At 33.5% G+C, this 19,522-nt stretch carries 21 protein-coding genes and 3 tRNA genes; 13 read left to right on the plus strand and 11 right to left on the minus strand.

From position 1 onward, the window contains the following. Positions 1-4 precede the first annotated feature (4 nt). Complete coding sequence (locus QZ659_RS08875; protein ID WP_291725107.1) at positions 5-937, minus strand: hypothetical protein; 933 nt, start codon at positions 935-937, stop codon at positions 5-7. 82 nt (positions 938-1,019) lie between these two features. Here QZ659_RS08875 and QZ659_RS08880 point away from each other — a divergent pair, with 82 nt between their 5' ends. From QZ659_RS08880 to QZ659_RS08895, 4 genes are all read left to right on the plus strand, one after another. Further along, entirely contained in the window at positions 1,020-2,558 is a 1,539-nt protein-coding gene (locus QZ659_RS08880; RefSeq protein ID WP_291725109.1) for a glycosyltransferase family 39 protein, read from the plus strand. Positions 2,559-2,726: 168 nt separating this feature from the next. Further along, positions 2,727-3,446 (plus strand): head GIN domain-containing protein, encoded by a 720-nt coding sequence (locus tag QZ659_RS08885; RefSeq protein WP_291725112.1) that lies wholly within the window; start codon positions 2,727-2,729, stop codon positions 3,444-3,446. A gap of 241 nt (positions 3,447-3,687) precedes the next feature. Next, complete coding sequence (locus tag QZ659_RS08890; protein WP_291725115.1) at positions 3,688-4,599, plus strand: SDR family oxidoreductase; 912 nt, start codon at positions 3,688-3,690, stop codon at positions 4,597-4,599. A gap of 154 nt (positions 4,600-4,753) precedes the next feature. After that, the gene (locus QZ659_RS08895; RefSeq protein ID WP_291725118.1) at positions 4,754-5,296 is read left to right on the plus strand and encodes an isochorismatase family protein; all 543 of its coding nucleotides are present in this window, start codon (positions 4,754-4,756) and stop codon (positions 5,294-5,296) included. Positions 5,297-5,301: 5 nt separating this feature from the next. Here QZ659_RS08895 and QZ659_RS08900 read toward each other — a convergent pair whose 3' ends face one another. Beyond that, complete coding sequence (locus QZ659_RS08900) at positions 5,302-5,748, minus strand: hypothetical protein (RefSeq protein ID WP_291725121.1); 447 nt, start codon at positions 5,746-5,748, stop codon at positions 5,302-5,304. An 85-nt stretch (positions 5,749-5,833) separates the two neighbouring features. After that, positions 5,834-6,310 (minus strand): ribonuclease HI, encoded by a 477-nt coding sequence (rnhA, locus tag QZ659_RS08905; protein ID WP_291725124.1) that lies wholly within the window; start codon positions 6,308-6,310, stop codon positions 5,834-5,836. 231 nt (positions 6,311-6,541) lie between these two features. Here rnhA and QZ659_RS08910 point away from each other — a divergent pair, with 231 nt between their 5' ends. Next, the gene (locus tag QZ659_RS08910) at positions 6,542-7,798 is read left to right on the plus strand and encodes a tetratricopeptide repeat protein (RefSeq protein WP_291725127.1); all 1,257 of its coding nucleotides are present in this window, start codon (positions 6,542-6,544) and stop codon (positions 7,796-7,798) included. A 5-nt stretch (positions 7,799-7,803) separates the two neighbouring features. Here the strand turns inward: QZ659_RS08910 and QZ659_RS08915 are convergent, their stop codons facing one another. Further along, a complete protein-coding gene (locus tag QZ659_RS08915; protein WP_291725129.1) occupies positions 7,804-8,442 on the minus strand; it encodes a CatB-related O-acetyltransferase in 639 nt (212 codons plus the stop codon). Between the two features lie 41 nt (positions 8,443-8,483). Between QZ659_RS08915 and QZ659_RS08920 the strand changes: the two genes are divergently transcribed. Beyond that, the gene (locus QZ659_RS08920; RefSeq protein ID WP_291725131.1) at positions 8,484-9,533 is read left to right on the plus strand and encodes an endonuclease/exonuclease/phosphatase family protein; all 1,050 of its coding nucleotides are present in this window, start codon (positions 8,484-8,486) and stop codon (positions 9,531-9,533) included. Between the two features lie 85 nt (positions 9,534-9,618). Here QZ659_RS08920 and QZ659_RS08925 read toward each other — a convergent pair whose 3' ends face one another. Both QZ659_RS08925 and QZ659_RS08930 read right to left on the minus strand, forming a co-directional pair. After that, positions 9,619-10,416, minus strand: a complete 798-nt coding sequence (locus tag QZ659_RS08925; protein ID WP_291725133.1) for a sulfite exporter TauE/SafE family protein — start codon at positions 10,414-10,416, stop codon at positions 9,619-9,621. A gap of 167 nt (positions 10,417-10,583) precedes the next feature. Then, positions 10,584-11,396: a 3'-5' exonuclease gene (locus QZ659_RS08930; protein ID WP_291725135.1), complete on the minus strand. Its 813-nt coding sequence runs from the start codon at positions 11,394-11,396 to the stop codon at positions 10,584-10,586. 281 nt (positions 11,397-11,677) lie between these two features. Here QZ659_RS08930 and QZ659_RS20525 point away from each other — a divergent pair, with 281 nt between their 5' ends. Beyond that, a complete protein-coding gene (locus tag QZ659_RS20525; protein ID WP_366935858.1) occupies positions 11,678-12,931 on the plus strand; it encodes an effector binding domain-containing protein in 1,254 nt (417 codons plus the stop codon). 313 nt (positions 12,932-13,244) lie between these two features. Further along, the gene (locus QZ659_RS08945; protein WP_291725138.1) at positions 13,245-13,817 is read left to right on the plus strand and encodes a hypothetical protein; all 573 of its coding nucleotides are present in this window, start codon (positions 13,245-13,247) and stop codon (positions 13,815-13,817) included. A gap of 56 nt (positions 13,818-13,873) precedes the next feature. Here QZ659_RS08945 and QZ659_RS08950 read toward each other — a convergent pair. The 3 genes from QZ659_RS08950 to QZ659_RS08960 all read right to left on the minus strand — a co-directional run bounded on the left by QZ659_RS08950 (position 13,874) and on the right by QZ659_RS08960 (position 14,201). Further along, positions 13,874-13,946: transfer RNA gene (locus tag QZ659_RS08950), tRNA-Lys, on the minus strand. Positions 13,947-13,999: 53 nt separating this feature from the next. Next, positions 14,000-14,083 (minus strand) — tRNA-Leu (locus QZ659_RS08955). Between the two features lie 45 nt (positions 14,084-14,128). Next, a tRNA-Lys gene (locus QZ659_RS08960) sits at positions 14,129-14,201 on the minus strand. 201 nt (positions 14,202-14,402) lie between these two features. On the opposite strand from QZ659_RS08960, the gene QZ659_RS08965 reads away from it, so the two are divergent. The 3 genes from QZ659_RS08965 to QZ659_RS08975 are packed head-to-tail and all read left to right on the plus strand — an operon-like array spanning position 14,403 to position 16,547. Next, positions 14,403-15,173 (plus strand): SH3 domain-containing protein, encoded by a 771-nt coding sequence (locus tag QZ659_RS08965; protein ID WP_291725141.1) that lies wholly within the window; start codon positions 14,403-14,405, stop codon positions 15,171-15,173. A gap of 28 nt (positions 15,174-15,201) precedes the next feature. Continuing rightward, positions 15,202-15,738, plus strand: coding sequence for an NADPH-dependent FMN reductase (locus QZ659_RS08970; protein ID WP_291725144.1), 537 nt, complete (start codon positions 15,202-15,204; stop codon positions 15,736-15,738). A gap of 20 nt (positions 15,739-15,758) precedes the next feature. After that, the gene (locus QZ659_RS08975) at positions 15,759-16,547 is read left to right on the plus strand and encodes a hypothetical protein (protein ID WP_291725147.1); all 789 of its coding nucleotides are present in this window, start codon (positions 15,759-15,761) and stop codon (positions 16,545-16,547) included. Between the two features lie 16 nt (positions 16,548-16,563). Here the strand turns inward: QZ659_RS08975 and QZ659_RS08980 are convergent, their stop codons facing one another. Then, positions 16,564-16,899, minus strand: coding sequence for a GRAM domain-containing protein (locus QZ659_RS08980; RefSeq protein ID WP_291725150.1), 336 nt, complete (start codon positions 16,897-16,899; stop codon positions 16,564-16,566). A 55-nt stretch (positions 16,900-16,954) separates the two neighbouring features. Continuing rightward, positions 16,955-18,337, minus strand: coding sequence for an OmpA family protein (locus QZ659_RS08985; protein ID WP_291725153.1), 1,383 nt, complete (start codon positions 18,335-18,337; stop codon positions 16,955-16,957). Positions 18,338-18,471: 134 nt separating this feature from the next. Here QZ659_RS08985 and QZ659_RS08990 point away from each other — a divergent pair, with 134 nt between their 5' ends. Both QZ659_RS08990 and QZ659_RS08995 read left to right on the plus strand, forming a co-directional pair. After that, a complete protein-coding gene (locus QZ659_RS08990) occupies positions 18,472-19,242 on the plus strand; it encodes a CDP-alcohol phosphatidyltransferase family protein (protein ID WP_291725156.1) in 771 nt (256 codons plus the stop codon). Between the two features lie 14 nt (positions 19,243-19,256). Then, positions 19,257-19,522, plus strand: a 266-nt coding sequence (locus QZ659_RS08995) for a DUF4303 domain-containing protein (RefSeq protein ID WP_291725159.1), incomplete at its 3' end; no start/stop codon positions are given.

A 19,522-nucleotide genomic window follows, 5' to 3' on the forward strand; every position in this document is an offset into this window, starting at 1 on the left:
TTTTTTACCAATAACAACCATCTTCCACTTGATTTGCCTTTTGAGGTACTTCTTCTGGAAGTGGTCTTGTCCAATAATCATTGTATAAGTTTTGAAAGAATTCTATCTCATCCCAACGTTTGCCTTTTATTCCAAATAAAATTTGTGTTGCTCCTCCCATGTGTACAGCTTTTTTTCCTAATTGTTTTACAAAAGATGCTAAAGGAAGACCATACGCACCAGCACCAATAATGGCAATATCAAAATCTCGTTTTTCTATTTCTCTACACATAAAATCATAAGCCTCAAACCAATCATTAAATGGAGTTTCCTGTGTGGCAATAGATTGTACAGCTTTCAAGGTTTGAAGCTCAAAAGAAGGCAAAATATCTGGATGTTCAAATAAATGCTCTCTATTTTCAAACTGTTTGTCAATAGAAACTGTAAAAGGATGAATCACTAATACTTTTTTATTTTCTAATGCTTTCGTCCAAGGAATATCATTTTCTCCGACTGAATAATAAGATTCGATAGATTTTAATACAAAAAGTTCAGCAGTAGGGCAGTATTTTTTATAAATGGTATCTTCTCCTTCATTAAACCAAACTCCTAAACCGTCTATATTTTTTGTGTGATTGAGAAACTCTTCTGAAAAACGAACTAAATTTTTTGGAGTTGGAGGAAATACTCCTGAAGCTACACTAATATTATGAACTACAAAATCCCACCATTCTTTTCCTCTTTCTCTTTCATAATTTATAATGCAAGACAGTTCCGTACTACCAAAACGAGCAATCATACAAGGTTTATCCCCTCTTAATAAGTCATAAATAATTTTGTTTCCCTCTTGAGTCGATTTAATTCTTTTTCCAAAATAACTATCTTTAATAATACGCTCAGGAGAATATTTTTCTATGCCTAAAATTCTCTTTATTTTTCTCTTTATGGTAGGTATCATAATATTTTCTTAGTAAAACTTTGTACATTCAACATTAAACCCTTTCAACAAAGATACTCAAAACAAAAAACATTCATTATCAATGTCAATCAAAAATTGGTTTCTGCTTTCTTTTTTTGCACTCCTAAAACTACAAACACCTTTTTTTATTAGTAAAGCCTATAGTTTTCATAGAGATGAGCTTCTTTATCTTGCACTAGGGAGGCATTTGGATTTTGGCTTTTTGGAAGTTCCTCCAATGGTTGCACTTTTTGCTTCGCTTGTTCAAAATACAGTTGGCGAGTCTCTTTGGGCAATTCATTTGGTTTCTGGTTTGGCTGGAATGGCTCTAGTTATTCTGACAGGAATGATAGCTCACCAAATGGGAGGTAAAACCTTTGCAGTTCTTTTTTCTGGTTTTATTGTTATTTTCTCTCCAGCATTTTTGCGTACACACACACTTTTTCAGCCTGTGGGATGGGATATTTTGGGCTGGACGTGGCTGATTTATTTTTGGATTCGCCATATCAAAACACAAAAAGGACGCTATTTGGTAGGAATGGGGACAATAGCTGGACTATTTTTTCTCAATAAGTACAGTATTGTTTTTTGTGTATTAGCTATTCTGATAGCCACCTTATTTTCAACAGAAAGAAAATGGTTTGCCAATAAAAAATTATGGCTTGGTATAGGTATCGGACTTTTGATTGTTCTTCCCAATCTGATTTGGCAAGCCTCTTATAATTTTCCTGTAATGAATCACATGAAACAGTTAGGAGACACCCAACTCAAAAATGTAAATGCTTTAGATTTTATTATTGACCAGTTTTTGATGCACCTACCCATTACTTGGGTTTGGGTTTTGGGCTTTACAGGTTTTTTAAAGAGCAAAATACTTCGCCCTTTTCGAAACGTAGCTATATTTTTTGTAGTGGTAATCTTGATGCTCTTATTTTTGCATGGAAAAAGCTATTATACCTTAGGAGTTTTTCCAGTGATGTTGGCTGCTGGGGCAATTGCTATCGAACGCCTAACTCAAAACCGTACTTTTCTACGTGTGCCTGCTGTTGTAATTCCGATAATGCTCATTTTACCTTTGTTGCCTTTCAGCATTCCGATACTTAGTCCAGAAAAACTTACAAAATATACAGCTACCTTTACAGAAAAGACAGGCATAGAATCCTTCAACCGTTGGGAAGATGGAAAAATACATCCTATTCCACAAGATTTTGCAGATATGTTGGGATGGCGAGAAATAGCACAATTTACAGCAAAAGCCTACTATGAAGTCCCTCAAGAAGAGCGAAAAAATACAGTTATTATTGCTGAAAACTACGGACAAGCTGGAGCAATAGATTTGTATGGAAAAGAATCTAATCTACCAAATGCGTATAGCTTTTCTAGTAGTTATATGCTTTGGTTGCCAAATGAAATACAAGCCACCAAAATAATTTATGTAAACAACGAAATCTCTGAAAATTTAGAAAAAACGGTTGGAAAGAAGACCCTCATTGGAGAAATCATGAACGAATATTCACGACAAAACGGAGATAAAATTTGGCTCTTAGAAGACTTGAAACCTAGTTTTTATGAACTTTATAAAAATGCTGTGCAGCGAGAAAAGGCTTTTTTAAAAAATTAATCATTGAAAGTGAGCTACTTATCCAAATATATTACAAAATATTCACGAAATAATACTTTTGATGCAACCCATAAAAAAAAATAGTGTCTTTGATGATAAACCAATTAAGTAAGACTCACTAACTTAAATAAAATCATCATTATTATCAACTCAATTTTTTATAGAACTATGAAAACTCTCAATCACAAACTAACTGCCTTCGTATTTGCTTTTGCATTATTTTTTACATTCTCTACTGCTTTTGCACAAGAAACACGTAGTGTAGGCAAATTTGATGCTGTTTCTTCAGCAGGAAGCTTTGATGTTAGAATCGTAAAATCGTCTAAAAATGAAGTCAAGATTGAAGGCGCAGATGATGACTTATTAGAAAAACTGGAAACTGAAGTAACAGGCGACCGTTTGAGAATAGGTATCAAAAAAGGACTTAACTGGAGGTCAAATGGCTCAAATAGAGTAACCATTACGGTTTATCATACTGAAGAACTAAATGGTCTTTCTATGGCTGGTTCGGGCTCAATAGAATGGGATGGTTCACTTCATAGCTCTCGTTTAGACATTAATGTAGCAGGCTCTGGAAAAGTATGTGGACGTGTGGCACTTTCAGATTTAGATGTTGATATTGCAGGCTCTGGAAAAGTATGTTTGAAAGGGGCAGCAAGCACACAAGACATAAGCATTGCAGGCTCTGGGGACTATGAAGCAGACGAACTCAAAACTGAAAAAACTGAAATTAGAATTTCTGGTTCGGGTGATGCAGAAGTGTATGTTACCAAATCATTAGAAGCAAAAATTTCTGGTTCGGGTGATGTTCGCTACGAAACTGGAGGTAACAATTTGGAAAGAAAAATTGTAAAAGTTAGTGGTTCTGGAAAAGTACGAAAAAGCTAAATCACAACTATTTCTATCTATAAAAACTCTTCAAATTCTGTATAAGAACTTGAAGAGTTTTTTATTGTGCCAATCTCAACAATGCTGATTGTTCCTGTACAAAACTTTTACTTTGTTAGTCAAACAATTAGCTTTTCATAGCATAAAAACAAAACAGATAAAAATTGTTTCTACTCACAAAATCTGTTATCTTAGAAAAATTTTATCAAAATAATTCATCAAACTTAACTCTAGCATAGCTATGGAAAATGGAAAGCCAGCCTACGCACATCCAATGATGCGTGAAGATGCTCTTAAAGGAAAAACAATCGTCGTTACAGGTGGAGGAACAGGTTTAGGACGTGCGATGGGAACATATTTTTTGAAATTAGGCGCAAACCTAGTCATTACAAGTCGTAAATTAGATGTTTTGGAAAAAACAGCTAAAGAAATGGAAGAAGAAACAGGAGGAACTGTACTTCCACTAGCATGTGATGTTCGTAATTACGACCAAATTGAGAAAATGCTCAAAGATTCTGTAGAAAGATTTGGTAGTGTCGACGGACTACTCAACAATGCAGCAGGAAACTTTATCAGCCCAACAGAAAGACTTTCTCATCGTGCTTATGATACGATTGTAGATATTGTTTTGAAAGGAACATACTATTGTACGCTTGCTTTTGGAAAATATTGGATTGAGGAAGGTAAAAAGAATAATTATGCTGACCCAAAAACTGTGTTGAGTATCGTTACTACGTATGCTGAAACAGGTTCTGGATATGTCGTTCCTTCTGCAACTTCAAAAGCTGGTGTAGTTGCTCTTACAAAATCTTTAGCTGTAGAGTGGGCAAAATATGGCATTCGTTTCAACGGCATTGCCCCTGGTGCATTTCCAACTAAAGGAGCTTGGGAACGCCTAATGCCAGAAAACTTAAAAGATAAATTCGACATCAAAACTCGTGTTCCTGTAAAACGTGTAGGAGACCATCAAGAACTTGCTAATCTTGCAGCCTATTTGATTTCTGATTATTCAGCCTATATCAACGGACAAATTATTACGATTGATGGAGGTGAGGTAGCACAAGGTTCGGGTCAGTTTTCTATGTTAGAACACGTCCCAGCACAAATGTGGGATATGGTAGAACAAATGACACGTAGCGCAAAAAGTAGTTAATCAATTACGAATAGCTTAATTACGACCTGCCAAAGCAGCGAAGCTAACCGTTAGCTCGGCGAAGCCAAATATCTATTCAGCGAAGCTAATTACGAATGAAGGCTACTCTATTTGGTTTTCATTCGTAATTTTTAATTGAACATTGAGAAAAATTATGCAAATCAAAAAAAACGACAGCCTTTTACTTTTTATAGACGTACAGGAAAAATTATTTCCTCACATCAACCAGCATTTCGAACTAGAAAAAAAACTAGGACAACTCATTGAGGGAATACAGGTTTTAGATGTTCCTATAATTATTTCAGAACAGTACACCAAAGGATTAGGAAAAACTATTTCTTCTGTTTCTGAAAAGCTAAATGACGATATTCTTACCTGCGAAAAAATGACTTTTAGCTGTATGCGAAACCAAGAATTGGCAGCAGCTATTGAGCAAAGTGGAAAAAGAACCATTATTTTAGCTGGCATAGAAGCTCATATTTGTGTTCTTCAAACAGCTTTAGACTTGTCTGAAGAAGGTTATGATGTAGCATTAGTACTAGATGCTGTGGGTTCAAGAACAGAAGAAAATAAAAGTATTTCAGTTTTGAGATTGCAAAATAAAGTTGCCTTCACAAGTGTAGAATCCATACTTTTTGAGCTTTGTGAGGAAGCAGGAACAGAACAGTTTAAGAAAATTTCTAAGATTATTAAATAGAAAAACTATCTCAACACCTCTAATTCGCTATTCTCAAAACGTCCAGAATCTTTCAAATAACCAATGATGAACTGACGAAAATTTTTATCAAAATCTGCTTCATCAAAATGTTGAACCAAAACATCTTTATCTTCTTCAAACTCTCTGTTTTTTCTCAAAAAATCTGGGACATTGTGCTGCACAGAAAAACGTAAAAAACGAACTTCTACATTTTGAGTATCTTCTTGTATGGCTTTTTCAAAGAAATCAAAGCTCTTATTTACTTGTGATAATTTGGTATAAGGATTCCAAGCAAATTGTGCTATCATAGATTCGCAAGCAGCACGATATGCCAACAAAATTGGTGAAGGATTTTTTATCTGTTTGAGTTCTTGGAGTAACTTTTCTATTTTTCGCTCATTACCAATGGCATCAAAATATTTTTTTCGTACTTCTTTTTCGTCTGTATTCATAAAATAATTAATTATTAAAGTAGTAATAGTAATTAAGGTTCTTTTTTACGCTACACGAAAATTTAGAAAGTAAAGTTGTCTATTTTTATTTCATCTGATATTTTTCATAATACTCGTCGGCTGGTAAGTCAGATTTAGTAGCAGCAGCTACAGCTAGTGCATCACAACGCTCATTTTCTGGTATGCCTGCATGTCCTTTTACCCACTGAAATGTAACTTGATGTTTTCTATAAATTTCTAAAAATCGTTTCCAAAGATCTGCATTAAGGCGTGGTTCGCCTTTATTCATAAAGTTTTTTTTCTCCCAACCAAAAACCCATTTTTTCTCCACAGCATCTACTACATACTTTGAATCTGAATAGATTTTTACTTTCATATTGGGCTTTTTTAGAGCTTCCAATCCAATAATTACAGCCAAAAGTTCCATTCGGTTATTGGTCGTACAGCGAAAACCTGCTGAAAATTCCTTTCTCAAGCCTAAAGATTTGGCAAGCAAAACTGTTCCATACCCTCCTTTTCCCGGATTGCCTTGTGCTGCTCCGTCGGTGTACATTTCTATCATATAGTATTAGTTTTTGTTTAGTCAAATTGTTTCTATCTGCCTACTTTTATTCAAAAAAAAATGTTTCATTTGTCGTAAAAAAATATAGCTTGGCAGAATTAAAAAAAGTAAAAATGATTTATTACACAAAATTGTCCGAAAATTGTTTATATAACAATTACAAACAAATCTAAGAAAAATACTACATAAAATTTTTAGAGCTTTATTGAAGTAGATTTTTTGCCAACTATTATGAAATTATCCTTTTCTGATACAATACTTCTCGTCTTACTCGTCTTTTGTTCTTCGTGTAGCACAGAAGAAACTAAAAGCACAGAAGAAATCGTCTTGACAAATTCCTCTGAACCTATTTCTGCCACTACCCCAAAAGAAAATAGAGTTGAAGAAGACAGCGTTTCTTTCGTAGCTTATAAAGATTCTGTTGAAAATATCCTTAAGGATTTGAAAGTAAGTGAGGCACAGGCAGAAGAACTTTCTGAAACAATGAGTGAAATGATACAGGAAGTCAAAAATCTTCAAAAAAGCAATCAGAATGTAGATGCAGCACAAAGTTCTGATTATACAGATGACGAACTGCCAAAAAATTTGAGTACGTATTTGTATATGAAAATAGATTCTTTCCCTCAAAACTTATTGCCAAAAAATACAAAGCAGCTTTATGTAGGAGGAGCTTCTGACAGCGAAGACCAATATTTATTTGGACTTAGCAACGAGGGAAATTTGAAAAAACTAGCCAAGTTGCCTACCGATTTTCGCTTTAACTCTACTAAAAAAACAAAATCGTATTATAAAGAAGGGAAAATTTTTATTTGTTCGGAAGAGAGTTATAAGGCAACTGTCATTTGTGGTATTTTTTCCTTCGACTTAGCTAAAAATATGCTCACTTTAGAAGACGAAACAGCCACTGATTTTTCAGTAGAAGCTATTGCAAAAGCACAAGCAGCCTTAGAAAAAGGAAAAATAGTAGAAGCCGTTGGATTTTATGAACAAGTAATGTATCCTCACAACTATATGCAGGTAGAAACTGAAACTATTCAGCTTCTCAAAAAAACATATTCTGTCTTACAACAACTAGAAAAAGAAAAAAATTATGACTCTGCCACACTCGTTTTAGAAAGTGTTTTTGACTTTTGGGGAACAGAGTTTTTACTAAATATTGAAACACCTGAACAACTACAAGAGCTTTTTAAAAGCAATAATTTTGAACTCTCCAAGAAAGAGTATATTTCTATATTGGAAAAATATGGAACACTTTTGTTACAATCTAGCAACTACATAGATGCTGTAAAAATCAATAAAAAACTAACTCAAATTACACCTACTTCAGCCCTTGCTTACCTCCAACTTGGGAATGCGTATTACAAATTAGAACGCTTAGAAGATAGCCAAAGCGCATACAGAAAATATAAGGAAATTATGAGTAAGACAGGAAAAAAAGTGGATAAAGAAACACTAGCAAAAATTGAAAAAAGACTCTTAGAAAAATAAACATGTTAGGAATGAAGAGAGATAAACTTATCAATATTTTCATCAGTCAATAATTGTGAGTTTTCTGTAATTTTTTCTATTTCCCAGTCCCACCAACTTATTTTCAATAGAGCTTCTATTTGAGCCTCTGAAAAACGTTTTCGTATTAGTTTTGCTGGATTTCCTCCCACAATACTATACGGTTCTACATCGCTCGTTACAGTAGAATTTGTAGCTATGATTGCTCCATTTCCGACTGTTATACCTGCCATTAGAGTAACATTATGTCCAATCCAAACATCATTTTTAATTTCTAAATTACCTTTGTTCGGATATGATTTTCCATCCATCGCACTGCTCCAGTCTTTTCCAAAGATAGCAAAGGGATAAGAACTGACAGCCTTTGTGAGATGATTTGCCCCATTCATAATAAACTTTACACCAGAAGCAATCATACAAAACTTACCAATAATGAGCGTGTCGTTATTGAAGTCAAAGAAATATTTTACATTTTTTTCAAAGTTGTGGACATCTTCAAAATCATCGTAATATGTATAATCCCCAACACTAATATTCGGATTCTTGATGACATTTTTTAGAAAACATAGCTTTTCGTAACCTTCTAAGGGAAAAACAGCGTCTTTATTTGGTATATTTGATTTCATCGAATTAAGATAGATATGTATTTCTGAAATAACAACTTGCTATGCTCAAAAAATTTACTTTATCTGCCATTGCCCACTTATTTCTTGTAGCTAACTTCATCAGCTTGTTACCTATTTGGCTAGGCGATTTGTTTTCTCATTTTAGAATGTTTTGGACACTTCTAAGCCTATTTTTATTTGTTATCTATTTTCTATTATTAAAGCAAGGAATAGTTAAAGGTAAGTTGGTAGGTATTGTTTTTTTTTCGTTGTTTATCAATTTTGTAGCTTCTCAACCATTTTGGACAAATTCACAAACATATAGTTACCTATTTTTAGGAAGTCCAGATAAAGTAGAAGTTTCAGAAGAAACAGAATACGAAATACAAAATGGAAAGCCTACAAAAAGCCTTCTGCTGATGAACGTACTTAGTTCGAATACAAATTATGAAGAAGTGAAAAGAACTATAAAAAATACCAATGCAGATTTTATAGTGATTTTAGAGCTTAATCAAAGATGGAAAAAAGAATTCGAAGAGCTAAAAACTACTTATCCTTATAATTTTTTAGATGTTAGAGAAGATAATTTTGGAATGGGAGTGTATTCAAAACAACAGTTTCAAGATAGTCTTAAAATACGAATTTCTCAACGTGTCATAAAAGTAGGGGGAGAAAAGGAAGAGCTTGATGATTTTATCAAAGAAAACTCTAGTAAACCTGCAAGTATGCGTATTGACTATACAATGGATAACCTCACTTTATTAGTAACACATCCTATCCCTCCTATAAATTGGGCTGCTTACAAGGAAAGAAACGGAATACTAAAGTCACTTGCAAATATTCCTAAAAAGAATAGTTCCAAAACTCTTTTAGTCGGCGATTTTAATTGTTCTCCTTTTTCTGCCGATTATAAAAATTTTCTAGCAAAATCTACTTTAAAAGACTCACAAGAAAACTTTGGTTTTCAGCCTACTTGGAATACTTCTTTTCCATTTTTGATGCAAACACAACTAGATCACGTTTGGCACTCTAAAGAAATTGAAATTCTACACCGTCAAACGCTTCCCATCAAAGGCTCTGACCATAAAGCTGTTTATGTTGTTTTTAGATAAAAAATTGTTTTTTCTACCTATCTGTAAGGAAAAGGCATGCCTTTTCCCTAACAACAAAAAATCATTTTAAAAAAAAATTTAATGCTTAGAATAATTTCTCTACTACAAAATCATAAATTCCCAAAAAGCGAACAATAGCAATAATAATAATTCCTATCAAGATAGCTCGTATCCAATAGTTTGCCTTCGGATGCCCAACGGCAAATTTGGCTGCCCAAACTGCACCTATCATTTGCGCTATAGAAAGGGTAAGTCCTGCTATCCATTCTATTTGTCCACTCAAAATAAAAATGGCAAAAGCTGGAATATTTAAAAGAAGAGTAAGCAGAAGTTTAACTGCATTGGCGTTAGTAAGGTCGTAGGTGGTTGCTGACATCAAAACGACAAGCATAATCACACCCACACCAGCTTGTACAAATCCTCCATAAAAACCAACAGCTAGAAAAATAATCATTAGCCACGGTAGGGCAAGTTCTTTCGTATTTGTGTTTTCTTGTACCCATTTTTTTGGATTGTTCAAAACCAAAAATAGCATAAAAACCATCACACCACCGATTACACGACTAAGCCAAATATCATTTGCCTTTCCCACTTCCACAGCCGTATATGCACCTAAAATAGAACCCAACACTGTAGGAACAGCTATTTTCCAGATGCCTTTAAAATCTGTTTTACCACTTTTTAGAAAGGTGCGAAGTCCTACCAAAACTTGAAATGTAACGCCCACTCGGTTTGTTCCATTTGCCATTCCGACAGGAAGACCAGCCACAGCCGAAAGTGCCGTAATTGTAAGGATAGAGCCATTTCCTGCCAATGTATTGATAATTCCAGCCAAAAAACCTGCTGCTAATAAAACTACATAAACCCAAACTGTATATTCCATTTCAGTTACCAGTAATCAGTTACCAGTAATCACTCAATGACAACTACTAACTGTTTGTACATTTCTTATTTTTAGATTACAAAATATTGAGAGATATTTATTGTTCTGTGTCTTATAGAACAGAGATAAATTGCATTTTATCAAAAAATCACTAAACATTTACCTAATTATTTACTTCCCAGTAAGCCCATACTTAGCTTAATGCGTGTCAGTTCTTGCTTTGTGTTGAGAGGAAAATTATTTTTCATTATCCAATCGTAATAAGAAGGTTCTTTTGTCAAAACATCTTCTACTTTTTTGTCTCTATGCTTTCCGAAGGCAAAAACAGCTTCATTCTTATCATTATAAACCATTCTACCAGCCAAATCTACACGGTTAGAGAAGCTAAGTTGGTGTAAAGCTGCCATATCATTTTTGACAGGAACAGTTACATTTCCTTGACTGTCTTTATGTTCTTTGTCTTCATACATCTTTACTTGTTCCTTCAAAATATCTACACACGCCACTGTATCTACTTCTGCGCTGTGCGCTCCTTCTAGTTCTTTATCACAATAAAATTTATAAGCTGCTGAAAGCGTACGAGGCTCCATCATGTGATAGATTCTTTGCAAATCGATGAGTTTTCTACTTGAAATATCAAAATCTACACCTGCTCTCAAAAACTCTTCTACTAGCATCGGAACATCAAAACGCAAAATATTAAATCCTGCCAAATCACAACCTTTCAAAATACTGGCAAATGTTTTTGCCATTTGTTTAAAGGTAGGCTTATCTTTTACATCTTCATCACTAATTCCGTGTATGTTAGTCGTAATTTCTGGAATTGGAATAGTAGGATTTATTTTGTGTGTATGGATTTCCTGCTCGCCATTAGGCATAAGTTTGACAATAGAAATTTCTACAATACGGTCGTTGATAGTGTCTATTCCAGTAGCTTCTAAATCGAAAAATGCTAAAGGGTTTTTGAGATTGAGATTCATAATTTATGAGAAGAGTGCTAGATTTTGAAGTAATTATACAAAAATAGTAAAATATTGATAAGTCTCTTATAGTTAAGAGCCTGTTTAAAATTATTTCTTTGAGCTACAAATGGTAAACTTCAGCTTGTATCTGCATTATTTTTTCGTCAAATAACTGACTATTCTCCTTTAAAATGCCTTGATACGTCAAAAATTTTCTCATTTTCGCTAGTAAAACAAAATTTAAACAAGCTCTAAGTCATTTATTATAGCTATTCTACTCAACAAAAAATATTTACAAAATGAATGACCTTAAAAGATTATCTAGGCTGACAGCTATCTTAACTCAACTACAAACCAAACGTATTTTGAGAGCTTCTGAATTAGCTGACAAATTTGAAGTAAGCAAGAGGACAATTTACAGAGACATAAAAGCATTAGAGCAAGCTGGTGTACCTATTTTTACAGAAGAAGGGAAAGGCTATTCTTTGGTAGATGGCTATAATGTTCCTCCTATTATGTTTACAGAAAGTGAAGCTAATGCACTCATTACAGCAGAGCAACTAATTCTACAAAACAAAGATGCTTCTTTTGCCAAAGAGTATGTAGCAGCGATACAAAAAGTAAAATCTGTTTTGAAACATCATACAACAGACAAAGTCAATTTGCTTTCTAACAGAATTCAGTTTCGTCATAATGTTGGAAATCATACTACTAGCAATTATTTATCTACACTACAACTTGCTCTTACCAACCACCAAGTTTGTTATATTGAATACCTTTCATTAGAAACCAACCACAAAACAAAACGTCAGATTGAGCCTTTTGCACTCTACAACACACAAGAAAATTGGTTGCTTATTGCCTTTTGCAGATTAAGAGATGATTTCCGTAGTTTTAGATTAGACAAAATACAAAAATTAGAAGTCTTGAATGAATACTTTTCTCCACACAATATGACAATTCAAGAATACTTTACGATACATTGGCAAAAATATTTTGAATCTTTTTACACTTTTATTCCACCCTTGCCACAGGGCTGTCACTCTCCTAGTTTAGATTTGTATTCAAGTTCATCACATAAAAAATCTATACAAATGAATACACAAAAAATTGAAGCCTTTGATATTATCGGAATTGCCGTTCGTACGACAAATGAGAATCAACAAGCAGCAAAAGATATTCCTGCTCTTTGGGTAAAGTTTATGAAAGAAGCTATTTCAGAAAAAATTCCTAATAAAGTTTCTAATGAGATCTATTGTATTTATACAGAGTTTGAAAAAGACCATACAAAGCCCTACACTACTATTTTGGGATGTAAAGTAGATAATTTGGAAAATATACCCAGTGGTATGATTGGAAAAAGTATTGAAACATCAAATTATTCAAAATATGTTGCAAAAGGAGATGTTCAAAAAGGTAGTGTTTATAATGAATGGGTCAAAATCTGGAATTCTGACTTAAAACGCACTTTCACAAATGATATTGAAGTATATGGAGCGAAATCTATGCAGAAAGACAAGTCAGAAGTAGATATATTTGTTGCTATAGAATAAGTTAGTAATAAAGTTTATAACAGTTTTTTACAGGTCTGATTTTCAGCAATGTAGCAAAAATTAAATTGTGTCTATTTCTACATAGAGTTGAATTTGCAAAATTTAACTGTGATAAGGTTTAATGTAAAAAAACAGTGTTTTTTATCTACCCAAATGCTAGAAACGCCACAGTATCTAGCATTTTTTATGTTTCCTGTATTCTTATCTGTATTGTTTTTGTGTAAATTTACAAGCTCCTTTTATAGGAAAATGGCATATTATTTTCCTGTCTTATCACTTTAAACAAATTCTATACACCAATTTTCAAACAGATATGAAATTTCGTCCTTTTATTTTAATCCTACTTTTTAATTTGCTTTTTATTTCTCAAAATAATCTTTTTGCTCAAAATGCCTCTATTGATTCTGTTCCTATCATAGACCCATATAACTTTGAAGCTACCTTTGATTATCAAGGTTCTCATTACAAATACGCTATTTCAGAAAAAGGAAAAGATGGATATAGCTTGGTTATATGGCGAAAAAATACGCTACTAGAAGGAGAAGCCAAAATGATGGAAGTCTATTCGACAAATGTTCAGATTGAAGATGAAATAGCAAATACAAACAATAAAAACGCTCGTATTCGAATTGAATATGCAGAAAAACAAGGTTATGTTTGGAAACCTCAACAACACGATTTTATGCAAGTGATGTTTTTATTTGATACAGAAAATATCAACTATGCTCCTTTTGGGGAAAAAATGATTGATAGAAGCAAACACAGTAGCATTACTAAAGAAAACTTGGTAGTAAAGTTTGATAAAGAAAAGTTTACCCTTGCAGATGCTATCCAAACAAGTGTTGAATTTTTCATTATGAAATATCCAAAACTATTTTATATGTAAAACATAAAAAAAGCCATACAATAAAATTGTATGGCTTTTTAATTCAAAAAAAAATGTGATCCCGCTGAGGCTCGAACTCAGGACCCCAACATTAAAAGTGTTGTGCTCTACCAACTGAGCTACGGAATCAAAACAAATTATCAACTTAATTACTAAACCTTTTATCTATCTAATTTTTAACGTGCTCACGGAGCGATTCGAACGCTCACACACGTACGTGCACCACCCCCTCAAGATGGCGTGTCTACCAATTCCACCACGTGAGCAAATATAATTCTGATTTTGATTATCAGAATTATAAATAATACAAGTGATCCCGCTGAGGCTCGAACTCAGGACCCCAACATTAAAAGTGTTGTGCTCTACCAACTGAGCTACGGAATCATATCTTTATGCAACAACAGCCTTAAATTATAAATGGTTCAAAATATTGCTTAAAATTTTTAAGAAGTTTCTAGGCGATTTTTAAACTGATTTATTTCAAGCTATATTTGTCTGCATATTGTATTAGAACAAGCTGAAAATTTTCACAAAAAACAGAGGGCGTTTCCCTCAAATGCGTTGCAAAGGTACTACAATAATTTTATGATGCAAAATATTATTACAAAAAAAATCAAAACTCTTCATTTTTTCTGTCAATTCGTATTCAGAACGTGTCTTTTCGCCTTTTTCATTGGCATTTCTTTTTTTAGCTATGCTCAAAATGATGTACTCTTAAAACGAGGGGACTCTCTGTTTAGTGCTGGTCGTTATCAAGAAGCTCTTACCACCTATACACACTTGCTTAGTCAGAAAAAAGAGTTTAGCCCTCAAATGCTTCTCAAGATGGCTTTTGTAGAAGAGAGTAAAAATAATTATCCTAAGGCTCTGTATTATCTCAATCTACATTACAGAATTAGCCCAGACAAACAAGTGCTTAGTAAGCTAGAGGAACTTGCCAAAACCTATCAGTTGGATGGCTATGAATATACCGACAAAACTTATTTTTTATCGCTCTATGATTCTTATAGGTGGTATATCATTGTATTTTTTGGAATTATGATATTTTTAATGGCTATTTGGCTTATTAGTAGAACACGACAAGAACGAACGATTGTTCCTCCACTAGCTGTCGGTTTTTCGTTTGTGGTTCTTTTGCTTATACTTCATAACTTTGCTACTCAGCGTACACTTGGCATTATTCAGAATGATTATACTACCTTTGTTGAAAATCCTTCGGCTGCTTCTCCTGTTTTGAAAGTGGTAAAAAAGGGAAATCGTTATCCTGTTTTAGAAAAAGAAGATTCGTGGTACAAGGTAACAATAGATAATCAAGTTGGTTATATACGCTTGCATAACACGCTTGTTGTGCAATAAAACGTCCATTAAAAATTTATAATAAAAAATGATAACAATTATTTCTGGAACAAATAGAAAAGGTTCAGTAACTTATAATATGGCTCTCTTTTATCAAAAAAAATTAGAAGAAAAGGGAGTTCAATCTACCATTTTAGACCTTAAAGAACTTCCTCACGATTTTGCATTTTCTGCATTATATGAAAATACAGGAAAGAGTGAAACATTTAACCGTCTTATTTCTCCTATTAAAGATTCTGAAAAACTTATCGTAATTACTCCAGAATACAACGGTTCTTTTCCTGGTATTATAAAAACCTTTTTAGATGGATTGGAATTTCCCAATACGGTAAAAGGTAAAAAAGTGGCTTTGGTAGGACTTTCATCAGGCTCACAAGGAGCAGTTTTGGCAACTAGCCACTTATCTGATATTTTTGGGTACTTAGGAGCTGCTATTTTGCCATTGCGTGCTAGAATGCCATTTATTGAAAAACACTTTGATGGAGAAAAAATCGTTAATGATAATGAATATGCCAAATACAACGATTTGATAGATTTACAGATTGAAAATCTTATTGCTTTTTAAGAATTAGCCAATAAAAAGTTATGCACAAAAAACTTCCAACGTCATTATTGCTTCTTTTTCTTAGTTTTCTATTGATGCTTACTTATACAAATTCTGCTTTTGGGCAGATGATAAAAGTTAAGAAGAATAAGGAGATTTCACATTGGCAACATCGGTTTACCTTAGCGTTGGGAGTTGGTAACGAACTTGGTGCTGGCTCTTTAGGTTATGCAGCTATGTACGGCTTTGGAGAGTCGCAGCGTTTGCGAATTGGTGCTGGCGTGCGCTTAAATCTAGCTTTAGGAATTACAGATAGTGTTCCTTATCGCTCTGCCATCATAGATACGCTTGATAATAGATTTAGAGATACTTTGCTAGTAGAAAAACCATTTCTAGGCAGCGCAAACTTAGGTTTTTATATTAGCTATGATATTAGCGACCGTTTAGAAATTGGAGCAAGCACCGATTTGGTAGGTCTTGGGTTTGGAGCAGACAAAAACGCCCTTCTCATCAATGGAATAACAAGAGATACACTTTCAGTAGAAGCAGAAGTTCGTTCTTTTGTAAGTGCTTACAAAATTAGAGGAACGCTCAACAATGAAATTTTTGTAGGCTACAAGTTCAATCCTCGTTGGCGTTTGCGCTTAGGAATGCAATATCTCATCACAGAATATCTTACTAAAGAAAAGATTTTCAATAATAACAATGTATTCAAAAACAGAGGCGTGTTAGGCTTTATCTCCATCACTTTTACACCTTTTGGCGATACTGTAAACTGCCCTAAATTTAAAAAAGAAAAAGTTCGTTATTTGAAAGAGGGAGAAATGTAAAACCTACAAGTATAGGCTACCTTTTCTGTTCTTCTATCATTTTCATAATGCTCTTTACAGGCAAAATTCCCCTATCAAAAATATGTACTTCTTTATCTTTCATTTGGATATGAAGCTGATTAAAAAGTAACATTACTTTTTGAGTTGCCATTGCGTTTATTTCTGTTAGGGGAATCACAAACCCACCTTCAATCGCACTTACACTAAGGTTTTCTATCTGAAAATTGCCTTTGAAATATAGATTTTTATTTGTCAGATACAATACACCATTGTATTTGTTTTGGGCAGGAGAATGATAATGAAAAGTCCATTTTCCCTTTAGAGTTTCGTTTTTTGGAAGTTGAAAAGCCATTTTTTTATAAGTTTCAACCGTCGTTGAGGTCAAGACCTTCAATGAGGTAAGATGATTAATCTACAAAGATAACTTCTACTCTTCTATTTTCCTTCATTTGTTCTCTACTCATAGTAATTGGACGAGTTCCTCCATAGCCTACCGTTCGAATTCGGTTTTGACTAATTCCTTTTCTGATAAGATAATTTCTAACCTCAACAGCTCTTTGTTCGGATAATTCTTGATTTTTCTGTGCATTTCCGATAGGTGCAGTATGTCCTTCTATCAAAATTCTGATGTCTTGATTTTTTTCCATAAAACTAGCTAGTTCATTTAGCTCTACTTCATATTCTGGTAAAATATCAGCTTTTGCCGTCTTAAACTGAACTTTAAGTTTTAGTTTTTTTCCTTTTATAGTTTCTACTTTTTCAGTTTGAAGCAATTCGGAAATCGTTTTTTCTTCTTCAAGTTCTTCCAAGTTTTCAATCATTTCAATTTCTTGCTCTGTATTTTCTTCTTTAGCTGTTAATTTTTCTGGATAGTTTACCCTTACAAAAAGTCCTCGTCCTTCTGTTCCGACCCAAATATTATCATTCTTGTCCACAGCTAAAGAAAGTGCTGACCTACTTTGAAAACCCTGTTTTTCGCCAAACTCTGTCCATTTTTTTGTTGTGAGATTAAACTTTGCCACTCTGTCAGCAGCTACCCACAAATTTCCCTCACTATCAAAACTCATTATGTTGGGAACTTGATATTCAAAAGACTCAGAAAGTGAATAGGTTGTCCATTTCTTACCGTCTTTTGTGGTTTTCAAAACTCCTTTGTCTTTTTTATCATACCCCAAGACCCAAAGCTGATTTTTATAAACTTTCATTTTGTTTCCCTTCGTAAAATCTGAAACTGATTTGAATTTGTGTTTTTTGTCGTTTAATGCAATATTTTTTGTGTAATAAAGTCCTGTTTCGGTGGCAGTCCAAAGCATTCCTCCGAAAAAAGCAATATCGTTTATATTTTCATCATTTTTTTCTACTTCTACTTTTGTAGGTTTTGTATTCTGACTTGATGATTTTTTCCAAAGTCCATTTCCTCGGCTGGCTATCCAAATGGCATCAGATAAAAAGACTACATTACTCATTATTTTTCCTTTTAGAAAATCAAAGTTTTGTTTTTCTTGCTTTTTAGTTTTGTTATCTACAATAATAATTTCATTAGAGTATGTAATAAACCATGTCTTGTTTTTTGGAGCTTTTTTGATGTGTAATATGGAAGTTTTGGGTAAAAACTCATTGGCATTGACTAGAGCTTCTTCGGTTACTTCTTCAATTTGATACACTCCTTTTTCTGTTCCTATCCATTTATGATTATCTTCGCCTATGAAAATAGAATGAACAGGCAATTTGCCATCTGATAAGGTTGTATCTAATTCAACAGGTAAAAATACTTGTGAAAAAAGAAACACAGATTTTAAGAAAAAGAAACTTATTAAAATAAAAATTCGTACAATCATTTTTTTGTCATTTATTTTTTAATTACGATAGTACAAGGTGAGCCTTGTACCTACAAACTACCTATATCAAACAAAAAACTATCCGAATGAAAAAGCATATTCCTAACTTCTTGACGTGTTGTAACTTATTTTTTGGCTGCATCGGAATTATTTTTAGTTTCAAAAATTCTCTTGACATTGCTGCCTACTGTATCGGAATTGCTGCCATTTTTGATTTTTTGGATGGTTTTGTTGCTCGTATGCTCAAAGTTAGCTCTCCTATCGGAAAAGAACTAGATTCTTTGGCAGATTGTGTAACTTTTGGTGTTTTGCCAGCTTTTATTTTGTATCATCTTATGATTAATGCAAGTTTAGAACAGGCTTCTCAAAACTTGGTAGAAGGGCAACTCCCAACAGCTACGGTTTCTTATTTACCTTATATTGCGCTCTTAATTGCTGTTTTTTCTGCGTTGCGCTTGGCAAAATTCAATGTAGATACTCGTCAGTCAGATTCTTTTATTGGAGTTCCTACACCAGCTAATGCTATTCTGATTGGTTCGATTCCTCTTATTTTATTACAAAACCCAACATATTCGGAAGCTATTCTCAATCCTATTTTGCTTTCTGTTTTGGCTGTCGTGATGAGTTTGCTTTTAGTGGCAGAACTTCCACTTTTTGCGCTCAAGTTTAAATCTTTTGGGTTTAAAGGCAATGAAATTCGTTATATTTTCATTCTTTCAAGTGTTCTTTTACTCGTTTTTCTGCAATATTTAGGCATTCCGTTAGTGATTCTGCTTTATGTTTTGCTCTCTATTGTAAATAATGTGGTTTCTGTAAAAACAACTGATGGAAGTAAAAAAATGATTGAGAAAGAATAAATAAACTCTAACAAATGACTTTTTTTGAATACCTCCGCCTACAGATAAAACATGCTGCTAAAAAGGCTTTTTTAGAAATAGTTGAGCAGCATAAAGATGAAAAAATATATGCTTTTGCTTTGTATAGTGATGGTGGAGCTATGACAGTTTGTCCTTCTACGAATACCTTAGATTTTTTGGATACGAAAGATAAAAACGATTTCTTGTATTACAAATACGAACCTGCCGAATGGAAATATGAATCAGAAGGAGCAGAAGCAGAGTTTGATAAAATTTGTAA

Source organism: Bernardetia sp., from assembly GCF_020630935.1.
In the GTDB taxonomy this organism is placed as follows: domain Bacteria; phylum Bacteroidota; class Bacteroidia; order Cytophagales; family Bernardetiaceae; genus Bernardetia.

Coding starts and splice junctions, on each gene's coding strand:
- QZ659_RS08880 (WP_291725109.1), top strand. CDS start 1,020: ATGTCAATCAAAAATTGGTTTCTGCTTTCTTTTTTTGCACTCCTAAAA.
- QZ659_RS08975 (WP_291725147.1), top strand. CDS start 15,759: ATGCACAAAAAACTTCCAACGTCATTATTGCTTCTTTTTCTTAGTTTT.
- rnhA (WP_291725124.1), bottom strand. CDS start 6,310: ATGATAGAAATGTACACCGACGGAGCAGCACAAGGCAATCCGGGAAAA.
- QZ659_RS08910 (WP_291725127.1), top strand. CDS start 6,542: ATGAAATTATCCTTTTCTGATACAATACTTCTCGTCTTACTCGTCTTT.
- QZ659_RS08945 (WP_291725138.1), top strand. CDS start 13,245: ATGAAATTTCGTCCTTTTATTTTAATCCTACTTTTTAATTTGCTTTTT.
- QZ659_RS08980 (WP_291725150.1), bottom strand. CDS start 16,899: ATGGCTTTTCAACTTCCAAAAAACGAAACTCTAAAGGGAAAATGGACT.
- QZ659_RS08915 (WP_291725129.1), bottom strand. CDS start 8,442: ATGAAATCAAATATACCAAATAAAGACGCTGTTTTTCCCTTAGAAGGT.
- QZ659_RS08900 (WP_291725121.1), bottom strand. CDS start 5,748: ATGAATACAGACGAAAAAGAAGTACGAAAAAAATATTTTGATGCCATT.
- QZ659_RS08965 (WP_291725141.1), top strand. CDS start 14,403: ATGATGCAAAATATTATTACAAAAAAAATCAAAACTCTTCATTTTTTC.
- QZ659_RS08930 (WP_291725135.1), bottom strand. CDS start 11,396: ATGAATCTCAATCTCAAAAACCCTTTAGCATTTTTCGATTTAGAAGCT.
- QZ659_RS08970 (WP_291725144.1), top strand. CDS start 15,202: ATGATAACAATTATTTCTGGAACAAATAGAAAAGGTTCAGTAACTTAT.
- QZ659_RS08875 (WP_291725107.1), bottom strand. CDS start 937: ATGATACCTACCATAAAGAGAAAAATAAAGAGAATTTTAGGCATAGAA.
- QZ659_RS08895 (WP_291725118.1), top strand. CDS start 4,754: ATGCAAATCAAAAAAAACGACAGCCTTTTACTTTTTATAGACGTACAG.
- QZ659_RS08920 (WP_291725131.1), top strand. CDS start 8,484: ATGCTCAAAAAATTTACTTTATCTGCCATTGCCCACTTATTTCTTGTA.
- QZ659_RS08885 (WP_291725112.1), top strand. CDS start 2,727: ATGAAAACTCTCAATCACAAACTAACTGCCTTCGTATTTGCTTTTGCA.
- QZ659_RS08890 (WP_291725115.1), top strand. CDS start 3,688: ATGGAAAATGGAAAGCCAGCCTACGCACATCCAATGATGCGTGAAGAT.
- QZ659_RS20525 (WP_366935858.1), top strand. CDS start 11,678: ATGAATGACCTTAAAAGATTATCTAGGCTGACAGCTATCTTAACTCAA.
- QZ659_RS08990 (WP_291725156.1), top strand. CDS start 18,472: ATGAAAAAGCATATTCCTAACTTCTTGACGTGTTGTAACTTATTTTTT.
- QZ659_RS08925 (WP_291725133.1), bottom strand. CDS start 10,416: ATGGAATATACAGTTTGGGTTTATGTAGTTTTATTAGCAGCAGGTTTT.